Genomic DNA, 16,877 nt, shown 5'->3' with positions numbered 1-16,877 from the left:
TCAGCCGCCCGACCCCTGCCGATAGCGCCGCGCCATGAAATCCACAAACGCGCGCACGGCCGGGCGCAGATGCCGCGTGCGCGGATACAGCGCGTGGTAGCTGTACTGCCCCAGATGAAAACAGGGCAGCACCCGCACCAGCTGGCCGCGCTCCACGGCCGAGCGCACGGTATGCCAGGTCAGCGCAGCAATGCCCCGGCCTGCGCGTGCGGCCTCGAAGATGGTGGCCACCGAATCGGTGCGCAGCGCCGTGTGCGGCTGCACCTCGGTGACGGCGCCCTGCGCGGACACCACGCTCCAGCGCAATGGGGCCGGGCCCGCCGCAAAGGCCAGGGCGCGGTGCTCGGCCAATTGCCCGGGCACCTGCACCACGCCCTGGCGCATCAGGTAGGCGGGCGACGCCACCAGCACCAGCGGCGAATGCGTGAGCAGCCGCGCCTGCAGCCCGCTGTCAGGCAATTGGCGGCTGATGCGCACGGCCGCATCCACGCCCTCGGCCACCAGGTCCACCAGCCGGTCGGTGCAAAGCAGCTGCAGCTCCAGATCGGGGAATTGCTGCTCGAACTCGGGCAGCCAGTCGCCCAGCTCGATGGCGCCCACGGCCAGCGGCAGCGTGATGCGCAACACGCCCGCCACGCGCGCACGGCGCTGCGCCAGTGCGGCCTCGGCCGCATCGAGCTGCTCCAGCAACTGCACACAACTGAGGTAGTAGCTGCGCCCCGCATCGGTCAGGCTCAGCCCGCGCGAATTGCGCTGCAGCAGCTGCGTGCCCAGCTCCGACTCCAGCCATTTGACATGGCGCGACGCCGTGGAATGCGTCATGCCCAGCCGGTCCTGGGCCGCCGTGAAACCCTGCGCGTCCACCACGCCGCAGAACACCCGCATGGCTTGCCATCTGTCCATTGCTCATGCACTCCTTTGGCGGGGATTGTGGGGCATGGACGCGGCCGCATCCCGTTGCGCAGCAGCCCCAAGCCAGCCCTCATTTCCGCCCCCTTCCTCATCCTCTGCCTCAGAAACAGACTATTCCTAGAGACACGCGGGCACTAACTGCCTAGATTGGCGGGCTACCCCAACCGGGACACGCCGCCACCAGCCCGACGCCAGACGGATGGCCGTTCCATACCCGAGATTCGCCAAGACCGAGGGAGGAAGACATCCATGAACCGAAGGCACGTCCTGCTGCGCAGCGCCTTGCTAAGCATTGCCGCATTGCTGGCCCACGCCACGCCGCCCCTGGCGACTGCCGCCCCCAACCTGGGCGGCGGCTCCGGCAAATGCGACCCCACCGTGCAAAGCTGCGCCCCCGGCACGGGCGGCGGCATCGACCTCGGCGGTGGCGGTGGCGGTGGCGGCTCGGGCGGCGGCACCTGCACCCCCACGCCCGGCGGCAGCCCCTGCGGCGGCGCCGGCCCCGCCACCCAGGGCAACTCCAGCAGCACCCACCAGGGCGCCGGCAACCCCATCCACCTCATCAACGGCAACAAATACCAGCGCGAAGTGGACATGCCCGCCTTGCCCGGCGTGCTCGGCCTGGAAGTCGTGCGCCACTACAACAGCAGCTACAGCCGGGCCTACGTGCCCCCGGGCCTGCTCGGCCGCGGCTGGCTGCTCAGCTACGAGGCCCGCCTGTACGACCACCCCACCAACCTGCAGATCGTGCAGGCCGACGGCACCCGCATCATCTTCAGCAAGCTGCGCGAGCACCCCAGCCTGTGCGCCAGCGAGCAGCCGGGCAACGGCATCGTGCGCATCGAAGGCCCGGATACAAAGGGCACCAAGGAAACCAAGCCCGGCCAGGAACGGCACTACACCTGGCAATGGATGGACGGGCGCGAGCTGCGCTTCAACCACCGGGGGCGCCTGACCCGCATCAGCCTGCCCTCGGGCGAGCAGGTCCGCCTGGACTACAACGCCAAGGGCAACCGCCTGCTCAAGGTCACCGACCCGCAGGGCCGCAGCCTGCGCCTGCACTACGCCCAATCTTCGGGCGAGGGCAGCTTCACCGGCGTGCAGGCCATCGACACTCCGCTGGGCCGCATCGACTACCGCCACGGCAGCGCGCCCTTGCCCGGCAGCACCCAGCCCCAGGCCAAGCTGAACGCCAGCCTCGTGCAGGTCATCCTCCCATCGGCCGATGGCCAAGCCCCGGTCCAGCGCCACTACCACTACGACGACCCGCAGCACCCCACCTTGCTCACGGGCATCAGCGTGCAGGGCCAGGGCAGCGACGGCAAGCCCATGGACGAGCGCATCGCCAGCTACGGCTACGGCGACAACGGCCGCGCCACCTTGAGCGTGCGCGGCCCGCCGGACAGCCAGCAGGAAAAAGTCACCCTGGACCTCAGCCAGCCCTGGAAGAACACCCTCACCAACAGCCTGGGCCAGCAAACCACCTACCACTACGACACCATCGGCGGGCAATGGCGATTGCTTGAAGTGCGCGGCCCGGGCTGCGCCAGCTGCGGCCCCGGCGACATGCGCTACCGGTACGACGCGCAAGGGCGCCTGACCGAAGCCACGCGGCTCGATCCCGCAGGCCACCCGCTGGAAGGCACGCGCACCGAGCTGGACCCCTTCGGCCGCCCGCTGGCCGTGTACCGCATCGCCTACACACAAGGCCAAGCCAGGGCCCCGCAGCTGCAGGTGCGCTACGGCTACGGCAAGGACCCCTGGAAGCAATACGCACCCGAACTCATCGCGCGGCCCAGCGTCGTGCCCGGGCGCGAGCACCAGATCCGCATCCGCTACAACAGCAGCCGCCAGCCGCTGCAGATCACCGAGACGGGCTTCAGCCCCCTGGACGCCCAGGGCCAGCCCGCAGGCAATGCGGACGGCGCCACGCCCATCGAACGCAGCACGCGCTACCGCTACACCGAGATCAACGGCCGCAGCGTGCTGGTGGACATCGACGGGCCGCTGCCCACCTCGCTGGCAGGCTATGACGACGGCAGCCCGGCGCAGAACGACCTCACGCGGCTGCGCTGGGACCGCAGCGGCAGCCACGTCACGCGCGTGCTGCAGCCCGATGGCACGACCGTGGCGCTGGAGCATGACCAGGCCGGGCGCATCACGACCCGCACCGAAGACGACGGCGTGCGGCGCCTTCAGCGCCAGATACGCTACAGCGCCTTGTCTGCCAACGCCCTGCAGGCAGAAGAAATCAGCACCAGCGGCTGGCTGCTCGATGCCGACGGCCAGCCCCGCGCCAGCAGCCGGCTGAGCCTGAATCCATACCGCATCCGCCACGACGCCCTGGGCCGCCCCAGCCATGCCATCGACACGGCAGGCCGCAGCACCACCTGGACCTACCAGGGCAGCACCCAGGCTCGGCTCGACGGCCTGGGCAACCGGGGCCAGATCGAACGCGACAGCGAAGGCCGCATCACGCGGCTGGGCCTGTACCGCGAAGGCCAGGACCTCCCCGAACGTGCGGCCTACTACGGCTGGAATGCGCAGGGGCGCCTGAGCCATCGCCTGCTGCCCGATGGGCGCCTGGACAGCTACACCTACGGCGACGCGGGCGAGTTGCTCCAGCACACCGATGGCGACGACATCCGCACGCGTTGGTTGAACAACGGCAGTCTCCATGCCAGCCTGTCGCAAGCGCCCGATGGCTGGATACGGCTGGCCCTGCAAGGCTCCTCCGATGTGCCGACAGCACCCCAGGACATCGGACACCAAACCACTGCTTCCCAGGGAACCCAACCCGCCGAACGCCGCCAGGCCCTGCACGACGACTTCGGCCGCACCGTATGGCTTCAGCTTGCCGATCATGGCCGCCAAAGCGCACGCTACAACGAAGCCGATCAATTGCGGGTGCACACCCGCGCCGACGGCAGCAGCACCCACTACCAGTACGCTCCCAGCGGGCGTCTGCTGGCCAAGACCTACGAGCCGGCGCCCGGTGCAGATCGTCGCTCTTCCTCGCAAACCCGGCTGCACTACCAGGGCCGCCTGCTGCAGACCATCGATAGCAACTGGCAGCGCGAGTCCATCGAATACGACGCCCTGGGCCGCCCCGTGGCACGCACCATTGCGCTGGCCACGCCCGATGGCAAGGCCGAACATACCTACCGCACCGCCACGCGCTATGGCCCGGACGGCTGGGTCCACAGCCGCACCCTGGCCGATGGCCGCGTGCTCGTCACCCGGCGCGGCCCCGCCAGCGAAGGCGCCAGCGTGCAAGGGCTGCAGCTGCAAAGCGCCTGGGTGGCCGGGCTGCTGCAGGCCAGCGACCACTGGCTGGGCACCGGCGCCACAGGCTTGCTCGAACGCCTGCTGCCCGCGCAGACGGTGGCTGGCGACATCGGCATCGACGCCTTCAACGGCCTGCAGCACTACACGGCAGGCAATGGCCTGGCCACCTCGCGCCAATACGACATTGCCGGGCGCCTCACGCAGCAGACCACCGGGCAAGGCACATCACAAGGCACATCGCAAGGCAGCGCACCCATCCTCAGCCAGCGCTACCGCTACGGCGTGGGCCCGCGCATCCGCGCCATCGAGCAGGACGGGCGACCCGCAGACGCAAACACAGAGGCCAACGCGCCAGCCGGCCTGCACAAGACCGACTACCGCTACCAGGGCTTCGGCAGGCTGGTGCAGGACAACGCACCGTCAGCACCAGCGCCCGTGCAGCTCGACAGCCAGGGCCGCACCGTCCAGGACGCGCTGCACCGCTACGCCTACACCGAGGCAGGACAGCTCCAGAGCATCAGCGACCACCTGGACCGGCCCATCGCCAGCTACCGCTACAACAGCCTGGGCCAGCGCGTGGGCAAGACCGTGCACCAGGGCGACGGGCAAACGCACAGCCACTACCTGTGGCAGGACAACCGACTCGTCGCGGAAATGGATGGCGAAGGCCGCATCACCAGCCAGTACCTGTACCTGAGCGAGGGGACTCGCACCCTGCCCATCGCCAAGCTGGAATCCGAGCACAACCGGGACAACGCCAGCGGCAAGGCGCGCATGCTGCACATCCACAACGACCACCGGGGCAGTCCGCAGGCCATGACGGACGCAGGCCAGCGCGTGGTCTGGCGTGCCCGCCAGACGCCCTGGGGAGCACCGGCCGTGCATCAGGCCGGCCACACAAGCCTGCCCCGGCAGCAGGCCGTGCTCAACCTGCGCCTGCCGGGCCAGTACTTCGACGAGGAAAGCGGACTGCACGACAACTGGCACCGCAGCTACGACCCGGCCAGCGGCCGCTACCTGCAGCCGGACCCGCTGGGCTACCCGGACGGGCCCGATGCCTACCTGTATGCCGGCGGCGACCCGCTCAACCGCATCGATCCCACCGGGCTGTACCAGGAGGACATGCACTACTACATGGTCTTCTTCCTGGCCCTGGCCGCCGGCCTGGACTACGAGCCGGCACGCATCACGGCGCTGGCTTCGCAGTACGTGGATGACAACCCCATCACCAAGCCGCTGGACGATGCCAACACCCTCACCACGGTGGGCTCGATCTTCAAGAACCACCGGCAACTGCTGTGGTACCACTTCACGCTGTCCGACGACAAGGGCACCACGCTGCCCCAGTACGCCAACGACAACGTCAACAGCGTGGTGGGCAACCTGAGCCCGCAACTGAACAACCTGCTCAACGCCAGCCGCCTGGGCAACCCGGCCCAGCCTTGCGCCGAATACCAGTTCCTGGGCGAATTCCTGCACTCCTACCTGGATACCTTCAGCCATCGTGGCAGGGACAACCGCCCCGTCGATGCGCTCACGCTGGGATTGGGCATAGGCCATGGGTTCTCAGGTTCCGAACCAGACTACACCTACAACGGCGATCCCGATTACACGGGAAATGACCCAACCGTCAATGCAAGGCATTGGAATGTGCGCGCGGATCGCACATTAGCGGGACAGAAGGCAGTTTATGAATTCCTGACTTCTTATGGAATCAAGCCTGCAATTGGTTTCGAGGAAATTGAGAGTATTCTAGTGGAGTTCAACAAGATCAGAGAAGATGGGAAAGATTTTTCAAAGAAAAATAAATTTCTGCAAGATGCCATCAATGATTTAATTAAAAATGAAAACTAAATTTAACAAAATTTGGAAAAAATGGCAAAAGAACAAAAGTCAACAATATAAATATAGAGAAAGATGGCGAGGATGCATACAAAAAGGATGATGCCAAAGAGAATAGAGATAAATATCTTGACAGACTTTCTGGCCAGGAAGATAAATATCCAGGTGTTTGTTTGCCAAGGAGTCCAATATGCAAAGATGTGTAGTTTTTGGTTTTTACATATCAGCTTCTCTTATGATGATTGGCTGCCAAGTAGCTCCTCAAAAATCTCTTACAAAAGAAGAGTGGGCAGAGACGTCGTCACCCCCCCAGTGACAGAGGAACACCACTGCCTGAGGGGTGCAAACGCAGTTAAATATAGCGGTGGATATTATCCAATAATGGCTTAAGTCTCAGGACCTGGTTACTATTGCGTTGTGCATGATTTTATCTCAGCAGAAGAGCGCGCGATTGAGAGATTGGAAGGCGGATAGACACCGAGGAACTGCAGGACGAGCAGTTTTAAACTTCAGCCGGAATAACAACCTTGGATCTAGATTTGCGCGGCCATCTTGTCACGGGGAAGCCGTTTGATAATACTACGGGTAGTCGGCATAACGTCAGGCAGGGATAATTTGCCATCCAACTAAGAATGCATATCGGGAAAATAGAAACCCCCGGGCACAATAGGATTGGGGGTATGTATGCACTCCATATTGCTATTGAAAAGAATAGAACTCTGAGATGAAAGAGGATTTTGCTAGTACGAGAAAATCCGGGTGGAACATTGAGATCAAGAGAGTTCAACGAAATCCCCTGGGACTACACCCCACCCACCTTCTACACCGCAGAAAACCTCCAAATCAAATCCGGCGGCCGCGCCATCATCATGGCGGGCTCCGACAACGTGGTGCGCAACAACACCATCGAGGTCGATGGCCGCACCGCCGTCTACCTGTACGGCCCGCGCTCGCTGGTGGAGGGCAATACCTTCATCGTGCACATGGACCTACGCGACAAGGCGCCGCTGCCCGCCATCCTCAAGCTGCGCGATGCCGATGGCTCCATCATCCGCAACAACCGCTTCATCGTGAAGCGCAGCGGGCTGTTCAGGAAGAAGGAAGAGGAACCCCAGGCAGGCATCAATCTGCTGGAGTCCAGGGACGTGGTGATCGAAGGCAATGTGTTCGAGCAGATCGCCGTGCCGGTGCGCAAGGATGCGGCCAGCACCACGACGGAGTACGGCAACGCCGTGGATTCTCGCTAGGAGACGATACGCGGGCCCTGCCTGCAGGCTCAGCGCAGGGGCAGCTGCACCACATGCGCGGTGGACATGACATCGCCGAACACATCCTCGATCTCGGCCAGCGCGGCACGGTGCAGGCTGTCGGCGTCCACGGATTCGCCGTTGCTGCGCGTGATGGCACGTGTGGCCACGGCATCGCTGGCAACGACGACCTCGAAGCCCAGCGGCGCGGCATCGCGTGCGGCGCCGGCCACGCAGGCGTGGGTCATGAGGCCGCAGATGACCACGGTGGTGATGCCACGCGCGCGCAGCTGGTCGGCCAGGTCGGTGCCGACGAAGGCGCTGACGCTGCGCTTTTGCACCACGGTGTCGCCCGCGCGCGGCTGCAGGTCGGGGTGGAACTGGACGGTGCTGCCATTGACGGCAAACACGGGCGCACCTTCGGGGGCAATGTGCTGGATGTGGAACACGGCAACCTGCCCGGCATCGGCCCATTGCAGCAGGCGCCGGGCCTGCTCCAGGACCTGCGGGCCGCGCGGGATGGGCAGGCGGCCGCTGAAGTACTCGTTCTGGAAGTCGATGACCAGCAACGCCGTGGCACCCCGTGGCAACTGGCTGCGCGCCGGCGCGCCGGACAGGGCTCGGAGGGTGGGATGGCTGGTGGATTGGGTGGCCTGGCTGGCCTGTTCTGCGAGGGACATGCAGTGCTCCTGAAAACGGGAAGTGGTTGATGCCTGCAGTCTAGAAACGCACAGGCTCCGCCGCAACGCCATGGAGCGGCCAGCATCTGTGCAGGTTCTGCACAGATCGCCCATGCTTTGAAAAATGCCCCATCTCTGTGATGGCGCATACGGCCTTGGGCCTTGCATCGCTCCAACCGGCCGCGTGCCGGTGAAGGTGGCGATGCCGCATTGAAACATGGCCTGCGGCCCTCCCGCTCAAGAAAGGGCCGCAGGCCGGCACGGCGCTAGTTCTGCAGCTGCTGCCAGACCTTGTCCAGCCGCTTGATGCTGACCGGGTAAGGCGTGCGCAGCTCCTGGGCGAAGAAGCTCACGCGCAGCTCCTCCAGCATCCAGCGGTACTCCTGCATGCGCGCATCGATGTGGCCCTTGCGCTCGGCCACCAGTCGCCAGTAGCGCTGCTCCAGCGGGCGCAGCTCGGCCAGGCGGCTGGCGTCGCGCGCGGGGTCGGCGCGGTACTTGTCCAGCCGGCTGGTGATGGCCTTGAGGTAGCGCGCGTAATGCTGCAGCTGGGTCCAGGGCGCGGCCGCGATGAAGTTCTTGGGCACCAGGCGCTGCAGTTGCTGGGCGGCGTCGGCCGTGGCATCAGGCGCGTTCTTGGTGTCCTTGATCTTGCGCTGCGCCGCCGCGTACTCGACCAGGATGGTGGAGGCCATGCGCGCCACCTCGTTGGCGATCAGCGTCAGGCGTCCGCGCCCATCCTGCACGCGCTGCTTGAACTGCGCGTCGTTGGTGGGCAGCGGCTCCTGCAGGAAGGCGCGGTCTATGGCCACGTCGATGATCTGCTCGCGCAGTTCCTCCTGCGTGCCCAGCGGCATGTAGGCGACGGCCATCTTCTGCAGGTCCGGAATGTTCTTTTCCAGGTACTTGAGCGCGTCGCGGATCTGCAGCGCGAACAGGCGGCGCAGGCCCACGCGGTGGCGGGCGGCCGCAACCTCGGGCTCGTCGAAGACCTCGATGCCGACGGCATCGCCGTGATCGATCAGCGCCGGGAAGCCGATCAGCGTCTGCCCGCCCCGGCCGATCTCCATCAGCTCGGGCAGCTCGCCAAAGCTCCATTCCTTGTAGCGGCTGTCGGCGGGCTGGCTGGGCTTGGCGTTGCTGGCAGGCGTGGCCTGGTCCGCCTTTTCAGGCTTTGCCGCCTTGTCCTGCCTGGCGCCAGATGCCGCCTTCTTGCCGGCTTCGGGCGCGGCGGCAGGCGGGGCCGCAGCCTCCGTGACCGAAGCCACCTTCAGCGCGGCCAGCGCCTGGAAGGCGCCGCGCGCCTTGGCGCCCAGTTCGGCCTTGAGCGCGCCCAGGTTGCGGCCTTGGCCCAGCTGGCGTCCATGCTCGTCCGTGATGCGGAAGTTCATGAACAGGTGCGGGCTGAGCATGTCCAGCTTGAAGTCGGCACGCTTGACGTCCAGCGAGGTCTCGTCGCGCACCTGCTTGAGCAGGGCATCGATCAGCGATCCCTGGCCCCAGCGCTCGGGCGTGGTGAAGAGTTCGGCCAGGCGCTGGGCGCTTTCGGGCAGGGGCACGAAGCGGCTGCGCGGGCGCTGCGGCAGGCTCTTGAGCAGGGCCTGGAGCTTGTCCTTGAGCATGCCGGGCACCAGCCATTCCACGCGCTCGTCGCTGACCTGGTTGAGCACGAACAGCGGCACGGTGACGGTGATGCCGTCGCGCGCGTCGCCCGGGCTGTGCAGGTAGCTGGCCGTGCAGTCCACGCCGCCGAGCTTGACCACCTTGGGAAAGGCCTGGGTGGTGATGCCGGCCGCCTCGTGGCGCATCAGCTCGTCGCGCGACAGGCGCAGCAGGTCGGCGTTTTCCTTGGCCGCCTCGCGGAACCAATGGTCGAAGGTGGCGCCGCTGAACACGTCCTTGGGGATCTGCTGGTCGTAGAAGGCGTAGATCAGCTCGTCATCGACCAGCACGTCCTGGCGGCGGCTCTTGTGCTCCAGCTCCTCGACCTTGCGCACCAGCTTGAGGTTGGCGGGCAGGAAGTGCCAGCGCGTATCCCACTGCCCCTCCACCAGGGCCTGGCGGATGAAGATCTCGCGCGCGGACTGCGGATCGATGCGGCCATAGCTCATGCGGCGGCCGTTGTAGACCACCAGGCCGTAGAGCGTGGCGCGCTCCAGCGCCACCACGTCGGCCTGGTTCTTGGACCAGTGCGGATCGAGCAGCTGCTTCTTTAGCAGGTGGGCGCCGACTTCCTCCAGCCACTGCGGATCGATGGCGGCGATGCCCCGGCCGTACAGGCGCGAGGTTTCCACCAGCTCGGCCGCAACGATCCAGCGCCCCGGCTTCTTGGACAGGTGGGCGCCCGGGTGCGGATGGAAGCGGATGCCGCGCGCGCCCAGGTAGGCATCGCTTTCGTCGCCCTTGTAGCCCAGGTTGCCCAGCAGGCCGGACAGCATGGACAGGTGCACGGCGTCGTAGCCCGCAGGCTCGGTGTTGATCTTCCACTTGTGCTCGTTGACCACGGTCAGCAGCTGCGAGTGGATGTCGCGCCACTCGCGCACGCGGCGGATGTTGATGAAGTTCTGGCGCAGCAGCTGCTCCCACTGGCGGTTGCTGAGCTTGTGCGAGGGCTCGTCATCCGTGCCGGGGCCGGTGTCCTGCGGATGGAAGGCCGCCAGCGCCTCGGCCGCCGGTGCGGCCACGCTCTGCCCGCCGCTGCGCTGGGCCACGGGCAGGAAGGCGGCATTGCGCGCCGACGGCTTGGCGGCCGGTGCCTGGGCGCCGGCCATTTCCTTGCGGCTCTTGGCCACCACCTTGCCGCCGCGCGCATCCTGCAGCCATTTCCACAGGCGCAGGTAGCCGCTGAATTCGCTTTTCTCGTCGTCGAACTTGGCGTGCTGCTGGTCGGCCTGCTGCTGGGCCTCCAGCGGCCGATCGCGCACGTCCTGCACGGACAGGGCGGAGGCGATGACCAGCACCTCGGCCACGGCGCCGCGCGAGCGCGCCTCCAGGATCATGCGGCCCACGCGCGGGTCCAGCGGCAGGCGCGACAGCTCGCGGCCCATGGGCAGCAGCTCGCCGCGCTCGTCCACGGCGCCCAGCTCGCCCAGCAGTTGGTAGCCGTCGGCAATGGCGCGGCCCGAGGGCGATTCGAGGAAGGGGAAGTTCACCACGTCGCCCAGGCCCAGCGACTTCATGCGCAGGATGACGCCGGCCAGCGAGGAGCGCAGGATTTCGGGGTCGGTGAAGCGCGCGCGCGTGCCGAAGTCGGCCTCGTCGTACAGGCGGATGCAGATGCCGTTGGCCACGCGGCCGCAACGGCCCGCGCGCTGGTTGGCCGCCGCCTGGCTGATGGGCTCGACCAGCAGCTGCTCGACCTTGCTGCGGAAGGAATAGCGCTTGACGCGCGCCGTGCCCGCGTCGATCACATAGCGGATGCCGGGCACGGTCAGCGAGGTCTCGGCCACGTTGGTGGCCAGCACGATGCGCCGGCCCGTGTGGCTGTCGAAGATGCGGTCCTGCTCGGCCTGCGACAGGCGCGAGAACAGCGGCAGCACCTCGGCATGGCGCAGCACGGGCTGCTGGGCCAGGTGCTTGCGCAGGTGGTCGGCGGCCTCACGGATCTCGCGCTCGCCGGGCAGGAAAACGAGGATGTCGCCACCCGCGCCGCCGGCCCACAGCTCGTCCACGCCTTCGGCAATGGCATCGTTGAGGTCGTGGTCGCGCTTTTCCTCGAACGGGCGCCAGCGCATCTCCACGGGGTAGGTGCGGCCCGAGACCATGATCACGGGCGCAGGCCCCTTGGGGCCTTCGAAGTGCCTGGAGAACCGCTCGGCATCGATGGTGGCCGACGTCACCACCACCTTGAGGTCGGGGCGCCGGGGCAGGATCTGCTTGATGTAGCCCAGCAGGAAGTCGATGTTGAGGCTGCGCTCGTGGGCCTCGTCGATGATCAGCGTGTCGTAGGCCTTGAGCAGCGGATCGGTCTGCGTCTCGGCCAGCAGGATGCCGTCCGTCATCAGCTTGACCGAGGCGTCCTTGGACAGCCGGTCCTGGAAGCGCACCTTGTAGCCCACCACATCGCCCAGCGGCGTGTTCAGCTCCTCGGCAATGCGCTTGGCCACCGAACTGGCGGCAATGCGGCGCGGCTGCGTGTGGCCGATCAGGTGGCCGCGCACCTGGCCCTTGTCGTCGGGCGTGGCGTTGACCTTGCCCCGGCCCAGCGCCAGCGCGATCTTGGGCAGCTGCGTGGTCTTGCCCGAGCCCGTCTCGCCGCACACGATGATGACCTGGTGCCGGTCCATGGCCTCCATGATTTCCTCACGGCGGGCGGATACGGGCAGGGATTCAGGGAAGCTGATCTTCAAAGGCATAAGGGGCTGGATTATCCCCGCGCCATGCCGGCGGCGCCACACGGCTGCGGATTTCCATACGCCTGGCCTGTGCCGTCCGCATGAAAACCCCCGCATGCCAGGGCCTTCGCCAGGGCAGGCCGGCGGCATGCAAGGCATTGCGCACAATCGACGCTCGCCATGCCGCCTGCCCCAGCCCTGGCCGCCGTCCTCGCCCCCTCGCCTTCCTCGATCTGCTCCCCATGGTTTCTCTTGCCGCCCTCGTCATTCCGCTATTGGCCCTGTGGCTGTGGTGGCCCGTGCGCTCCATGCCGCGCCGCGCACGCCTGATGGCGGCCGTCGCCACGGCGGCCCTGGGCTGCACGCCCGCCCTGCTGCTGGTGCTGCTGCGCGAGGGCACGGTCGAGTACCGCACGCTGGCCTATCTGCAGGTGCCGGGCGGCTGGGTGCTGGCCCTGCTGCTGATGCTGGCCGTCTTCATCGTGCTGCGCGACGGCCTCTGGGCGCTGGCCGCCGTGGCCCGGCGCGAGGACTGGAAGCGGCGCCTGCACACCCCGCTGCTCACGACCGGCGCCCTGGCCCTGGCGGGCCTGCTGTCGGCCTGGGGCGTGGCCAATGCGCTGCGCCCGCCCGAAGTGCACGAGCGCACGCTGCGCCTGCCCGGCCTGCCCGCCGGCATGGAAGGCCTGCGCGTGGCCGTGCTGGCCGACATCCACGCCAGCCCCATCAACGACGCGCGCTATGTGCAGACCATCGTGGAGCGCACGCTGGAGGCGCGGCCCGACCTCATCGTGCTGCCCGGCGACATGGTGGACGGCGACGTGGACAGCGGCCGCGCCAACGTCGCGCCGCTGGCGCAGCTCAAGGCACGCCACGGCGTGTGGGCCGCGCCCGGCAACCATGAGTACTACAGCGGCTACGACGCCTGGATGGCCGAATTCCGCCGCCTGGGCCTGAACCTGCTGGAAAACCGCATGCAGCTGATCGATGTGCAGGGCGCGCGCCTGGCGCTGTCGGGCATCGGCGATCCGGCCTATGGCCGCCTGTCGCGCCAGAACACCGACCCGTCCGTGCCCGAAGGCGTGCCGCCCGACATCGACACCGTGGCCCGCCAGGCCAAAGAGGCCGGTGCGCAATACCACCTGCTGCTGGCCCACCAGCCCAGGACCGCCCGCGACAACGCGGCGCGCGGCGTGGGCCTGCAGCTGTCGGGCCACACGCACGGCGGCCTGATCCTGGGCATGGACCAATGGCTGGTGGCCCCCGCCAATGACGGCTTCGTGCGCGGCGAGTACGAGGTAGGCGCCATGAAGCTCTTCGTCAGCTCCGGCGCGGGCCTGTGGGCCGGCTTTGCCGTGCGCCTGGGCGTGCCGGCCAGCATCGACCTGCTGGTGCTGCGCGGGGCCTGACCTTCAGGCCGCAGGCGCAACCGCAGCTCCCTGGATGCCGTGGCGCTGCAGTGCCTCGGCCACAAAGCCCGAGGCCTTGGCCTCTTCCACAAAGGCCGCCAGCACGCGCAGGGCCTCGTCGCCGCGCCCCTTGGGCAGGCCCATGGCCTGCTGGATCACCATGAAGCGGCCCGGCAGCAGGCGCAGGCCGGGCAGGCGTGCGGCATCGGCCTCCAATTGCTGCTTGACGCCGGCGGCCACGTCGGCCGTCGATTCCACAAAGGTCTGCACCACGGCGGGCGAGGACACGGCGCGCTCCATCTGCGCATGCTTGAGCTCTCGGCTCAGGTACAGGTCATAGGCGCTGCCCTTGCCGACCACCACGGTGTGCCCGGCCCGGTCCACCTGGGCGTTGTCGGTCAGCGGCGAATCCTGGCGCACCAGGTAGCTGCCCTCGATCAGCACATAGGGCGCGGTAAAGCCGATGCCCGCGCCACGCACGGGGTCCACGGCAAAGAAGCCGAAGTCGGCCTCCTCGCGCGTGACGGCATCCACCGACTTGGCGGCCGTGTCGAAGACCACCAGCTCCAGCTCCAGCCCCAGCTGCTGCGCAAGGCGCCGGGCCAGGTCGATGGACACGCCTGCGGGCTGGCCATCGGCCTGCAGCCGGGCAAGGATGGGATTGCCGGTGTTGATGGAGGCGCGGATGCGGCCAAGCGGCGCGAGGGTGGACAGCAGCTGGGAAGACGGTGTCATGGTTCGGTCCCGTGGTTGAAATCCGCCGCAGTATCGCACTGCCGGTGGCAGCCTCCCACGCCCTATCCACCCTCTCCCGGCGCCCCCGACCTATCCCTCATTGACCAGCAGCGACAGCGCATGCGCCTCGGTGGGCAAAGGCACGTCCCAGCGCTGCAGCAAAGTGAGCAGGGCCGCGTTGGTCAGCGTGGTGTCGCGCGCGCGGTTGCGGGCCAGCAGGGTTGGGCGGCTGGCTTCGAGGTGCACGAGTTCCACGCGGGCGCCGTAGGCCAGGCACAGGTCCACGGTCTTGCCGCGCATCTGGCGCGACAGGTGGGTGGCGTTCCAGACGAAGGGCTGGCCCGCGCGCAGCAGGGCCTTGGCCTTGTCCACGGCATGGTGGGCGGCCGCGCCCTCGTTCTGGCCGTGGCGCAGGCCCAGCTCCGTACGCGCATCGTCGAAGGAGACCACGGGCAGGTCGCCGTGGTGGGCGGCCACCCAGGTGTTCTTGCCGCTGGCCGGCAGGCCGCACATGACGATGGCGCGCGAGCCGGCCTGCTCGTGCAGCGCATAGTCGGGATGCAGCTGCGCGCCGCGGAAGTAGCGCACCGCCGTCTCTGCCGAGGCAAAGCGGCGTGGCGTGCGCAGGCAGCCCTCTTCCAGCGCGAACTCGCGTACCAGTTCGATGTTGACCAGCACGGACGCGATGTCCGGGCAGATGCGCCCGCGCATGTCGGCCCGCGCCAGCAGGGTGAGCAGGTGCAGGTCCGCCTGCCAGGACAGCTCGCGCACGATGAACTCGGGCGAGAGGCCGCGCCGCGAATCGGCAAAGGCGAAGAACGGCACCTGGTGCACGGCGATCAGCCGGCAGATGGCCTCGCGCTGGTCCACGGGCGCACCGGCTTCCCAGAGCATGAGCCGCGCATCCAGCGCACCCCGGCGCGAATGGCCGGGCTGGCCGATGCGGCCGTCCTCGCCCACCACGGTGGTCGAGCACTTGGCCACGTCGTGCAGCAGCGCGGCCAGGAAGACCGTCTCGCGCTCGGTGGCGGTGAGCGCCGCATGGCCGGGGTCGGCCAGCAGCTCGCGCACCACCATCTGCGTGTGCGTCCAGACATCGCCTTCGGCGTGGTAGACCGGGTCCTGCGGCGTGGTTTTGGCCAGCTCCAGCTGGGGAAAGGCGGCCAGGCAGGCCGCGAAGTCGGGGTCGGCGCCGGGCTGCGGCACCAGGGACTGGATCTGTTTCCAGTTCGTCATGGAAATCTCCTTGCGATGGGTCTGCGCTGCAGGCCTCACCAGCTTTTTGGAATGTCGGCCGCAAAGATGTCGGCGCCTTCGCGCAGTCCATTGGGCACGATGGGCCGCTCGCTGTGGTGCGAGCCCGAGTCGAGGATGACCTGCACGAAGTCCGGCCGCACGAACTTGTAGCGCGCCACGGTCTGGCCGTCCTCCTCCACCTTGAGGTACAGGCCCTCGGCCAGTTCGGAGCCGTCGGTCTGCCGCCAGCACAGCGGCAGGTCCAGCTTCTGACGGGCCACCACCTGCTCGAAGGCCTGGCGCCAGCGCGCGCTGCGGCCCAGCGAGGGGGCCAGCAGCGCCAGCAGGTCCTGCATGCGCCGGGGCGCCGCCCCGCTGTAGAGCACGGGCACCGAGACCACGGGCACGCCGGCCAGCAGGGCATGGCGGCGCGGCGTGTCCAGGAAACAGCGCTCCGAGCGGTCCCAGATGTCGAACTCGCAGAACCAGTGCGGCAGCGCGTCGTAGAACAGCGAGTGCTTGGCGTACATCCACTCGCCGAACACCTGGTAGCGGTCGTCCAGCAGGGACAGCAGCGCGCCCTCATGGGCCTGGGCCCATTGCTTGAAGAGGTTGAACTGGCGCTCGCGCCCGCCGGGCCGATCGCTGTCCAGGTAGTGGCCGCGCGACTGCAGCAGCAGCTGCCCGTCGCCGGCAAAGCTCAGCGCGGCGTTGGCGCCGTCGAGTTTTTCCTCGACGACGATGTGACGGCCGGCCAGCCGCTCATAGGGCACGGCGTCGTCCTGGTCGCCGGACTGCAGGCGCGAGCCGCGCAGGTGCGGCGTGCGGGGGTACTTGAGGATCTCGACGCTCGAAAGAAAGCGAGGGCCTGGAGAAATGGATGGGGTCATGTCGTGCTTTCCGAAAACGATGCAGCACCCACGGCGACATGCCGTGGAGCGGGAAAAGCCGACGACGACGCCAGGCGCCGCAATGCAGGGGATGCAGCGACAGCGCGGCCTGGCCCGTGTTGGCCGGGCCGGCAGGCTGTCGAAGGGGAAGATGGCAGGACTGTCGGGGCCGTCCGCAAACCGGACGGTCAGCCGCAAGCCCTCAAAAGGCCACGCACCGCAGCGCACACGCAAAAGACATCCGGGGCAAGGCCAGGATCAGCGTGTGACGAAGTCGTTCAGCAGGAAGCTGTGCGGCGGGGCA

9 protein-coding genes are annotated in these 16,877 nt (G+C 67.5%); 3 read left to right on the top strand and 6 right to left on the bottom strand.

Going from position 1 to position 16,877, the window contains the following annotated elements:
* Complete coding sequence (locus tag ACFPFG_RS29960) at positions 1-903, bottom strand: LysR family transcriptional regulator (protein WP_380109525.1); 903 nt, start codon at positions 901-903, stop codon at positions 1-3.
* A gap of 258 nt (positions 904-1,161) precedes the next feature.
* Here ACFPFG_RS29960 and ACFPFG_RS29955 point away from each other — a divergent pair, with 258 nt between their 5' ends.
* Both ACFPFG_RS29955 and ACFPFG_RS29950 read left to right on the top strand, forming a co-directional pair.
* The gene (locus ACFPFG_RS29955; RefSeq protein WP_380109523.1) at positions 1,162-6,054 is read left to right on the top strand and encodes a DUF6765 family protein; all 4,893 of its coding nucleotides are present in this window, start codon (positions 1,162-1,164) and stop codon (positions 6,052-6,054) included.
* A 755-nt stretch (positions 6,055-6,809) separates the two neighbouring features.
* Complete coding sequence (locus tag ACFPFG_RS29950; protein WP_380109520.1) at positions 6,810-7,289, top strand: right-handed parallel beta-helix repeat-containing protein; 480 nt, start codon at positions 6,810-6,812, stop codon at positions 7,287-7,289.
* Between the two features lie 29 nt (positions 7,290-7,318).
* Here the strand turns inward: ACFPFG_RS29950 and ACFPFG_RS29945 are convergent, their stop codons facing one another.
* Positions 7,319-7,969, bottom strand: coding sequence for a cysteine hydrolase family protein (locus ACFPFG_RS29945; protein WP_380109519.1), 651 nt, complete (start codon positions 7,967-7,969; stop codon positions 7,319-7,321).
* A gap of 266 nt (positions 7,970-8,235) precedes the next feature.
* On the bottom strand, positions 8,236-12,324 hold the full coding sequence (gene hrpA, locus ACFPFG_RS29940; RefSeq protein ID WP_380109516.1) for an ATP-dependent RNA helicase HrpA: 4,089 nt from the start codon (positions 12,322-12,324) through the stop codon (positions 8,236-8,238).
* Between the two features lie 221 nt (positions 12,325-12,545).
* Here hrpA and ACFPFG_RS29935 point away from each other — a divergent pair, with 221 nt between their 5' ends.
* Positions 12,546-13,712 (top strand): metallophosphoesterase, encoded by a 1,167-nt coding sequence (locus ACFPFG_RS29935; RefSeq protein WP_183021845.1) that lies wholly within the window; start codon positions 12,546-12,548, stop codon positions 13,710-13,712.
* A 3-nt stretch (positions 13,713-13,715) separates the two neighbouring features.
* Here the strand turns inward: ACFPFG_RS29935 and ACFPFG_RS29930 are convergent, their stop codons facing one another.
* The 3 genes from ACFPFG_RS29930 to ACFPFG_RS29920 form a co-directional block, all read right to left on the bottom strand.
* Entirely contained in the window at positions 13,716-14,447 is a 732-nt protein-coding gene (locus tag ACFPFG_RS29930) for an ABC transporter substrate-binding protein (RefSeq protein WP_183021846.1), read from the bottom strand.
* A 90-nt stretch (positions 14,448-14,537) separates the two neighbouring features.
* A complete protein-coding gene (locus ACFPFG_RS29925) occupies positions 14,538-15,683 on the bottom strand; it encodes an AAA family ATPase (RefSeq protein ID WP_380109513.1) in 1,146 nt (381 codons plus the stop codon).
* A 35-nt stretch (positions 15,684-15,718) separates the two neighbouring features.
* A complete protein-coding gene (locus ACFPFG_RS29920) occupies positions 15,719-16,573 on the bottom strand; it encodes an RNA ligase family protein (protein WP_183021848.1) in 855 nt (284 codons plus the stop codon).
* Positions 16,574-16,877 lie beyond the last annotated feature (304 nt).

The organism is Delftia deserti, from assembly GCF_042653485.1.
Taxonomy (GTDB): Bacteria; Pseudomonadota; Gammaproteobacteria; order Burkholderiales; family Burkholderiaceae_C; genus Comamonas; species Comamonas acidovorans.
Note: the sequence above shows the minus strand (reverse complement) of the source record. Positions and strands in the feature narration are given on the sequence as shown.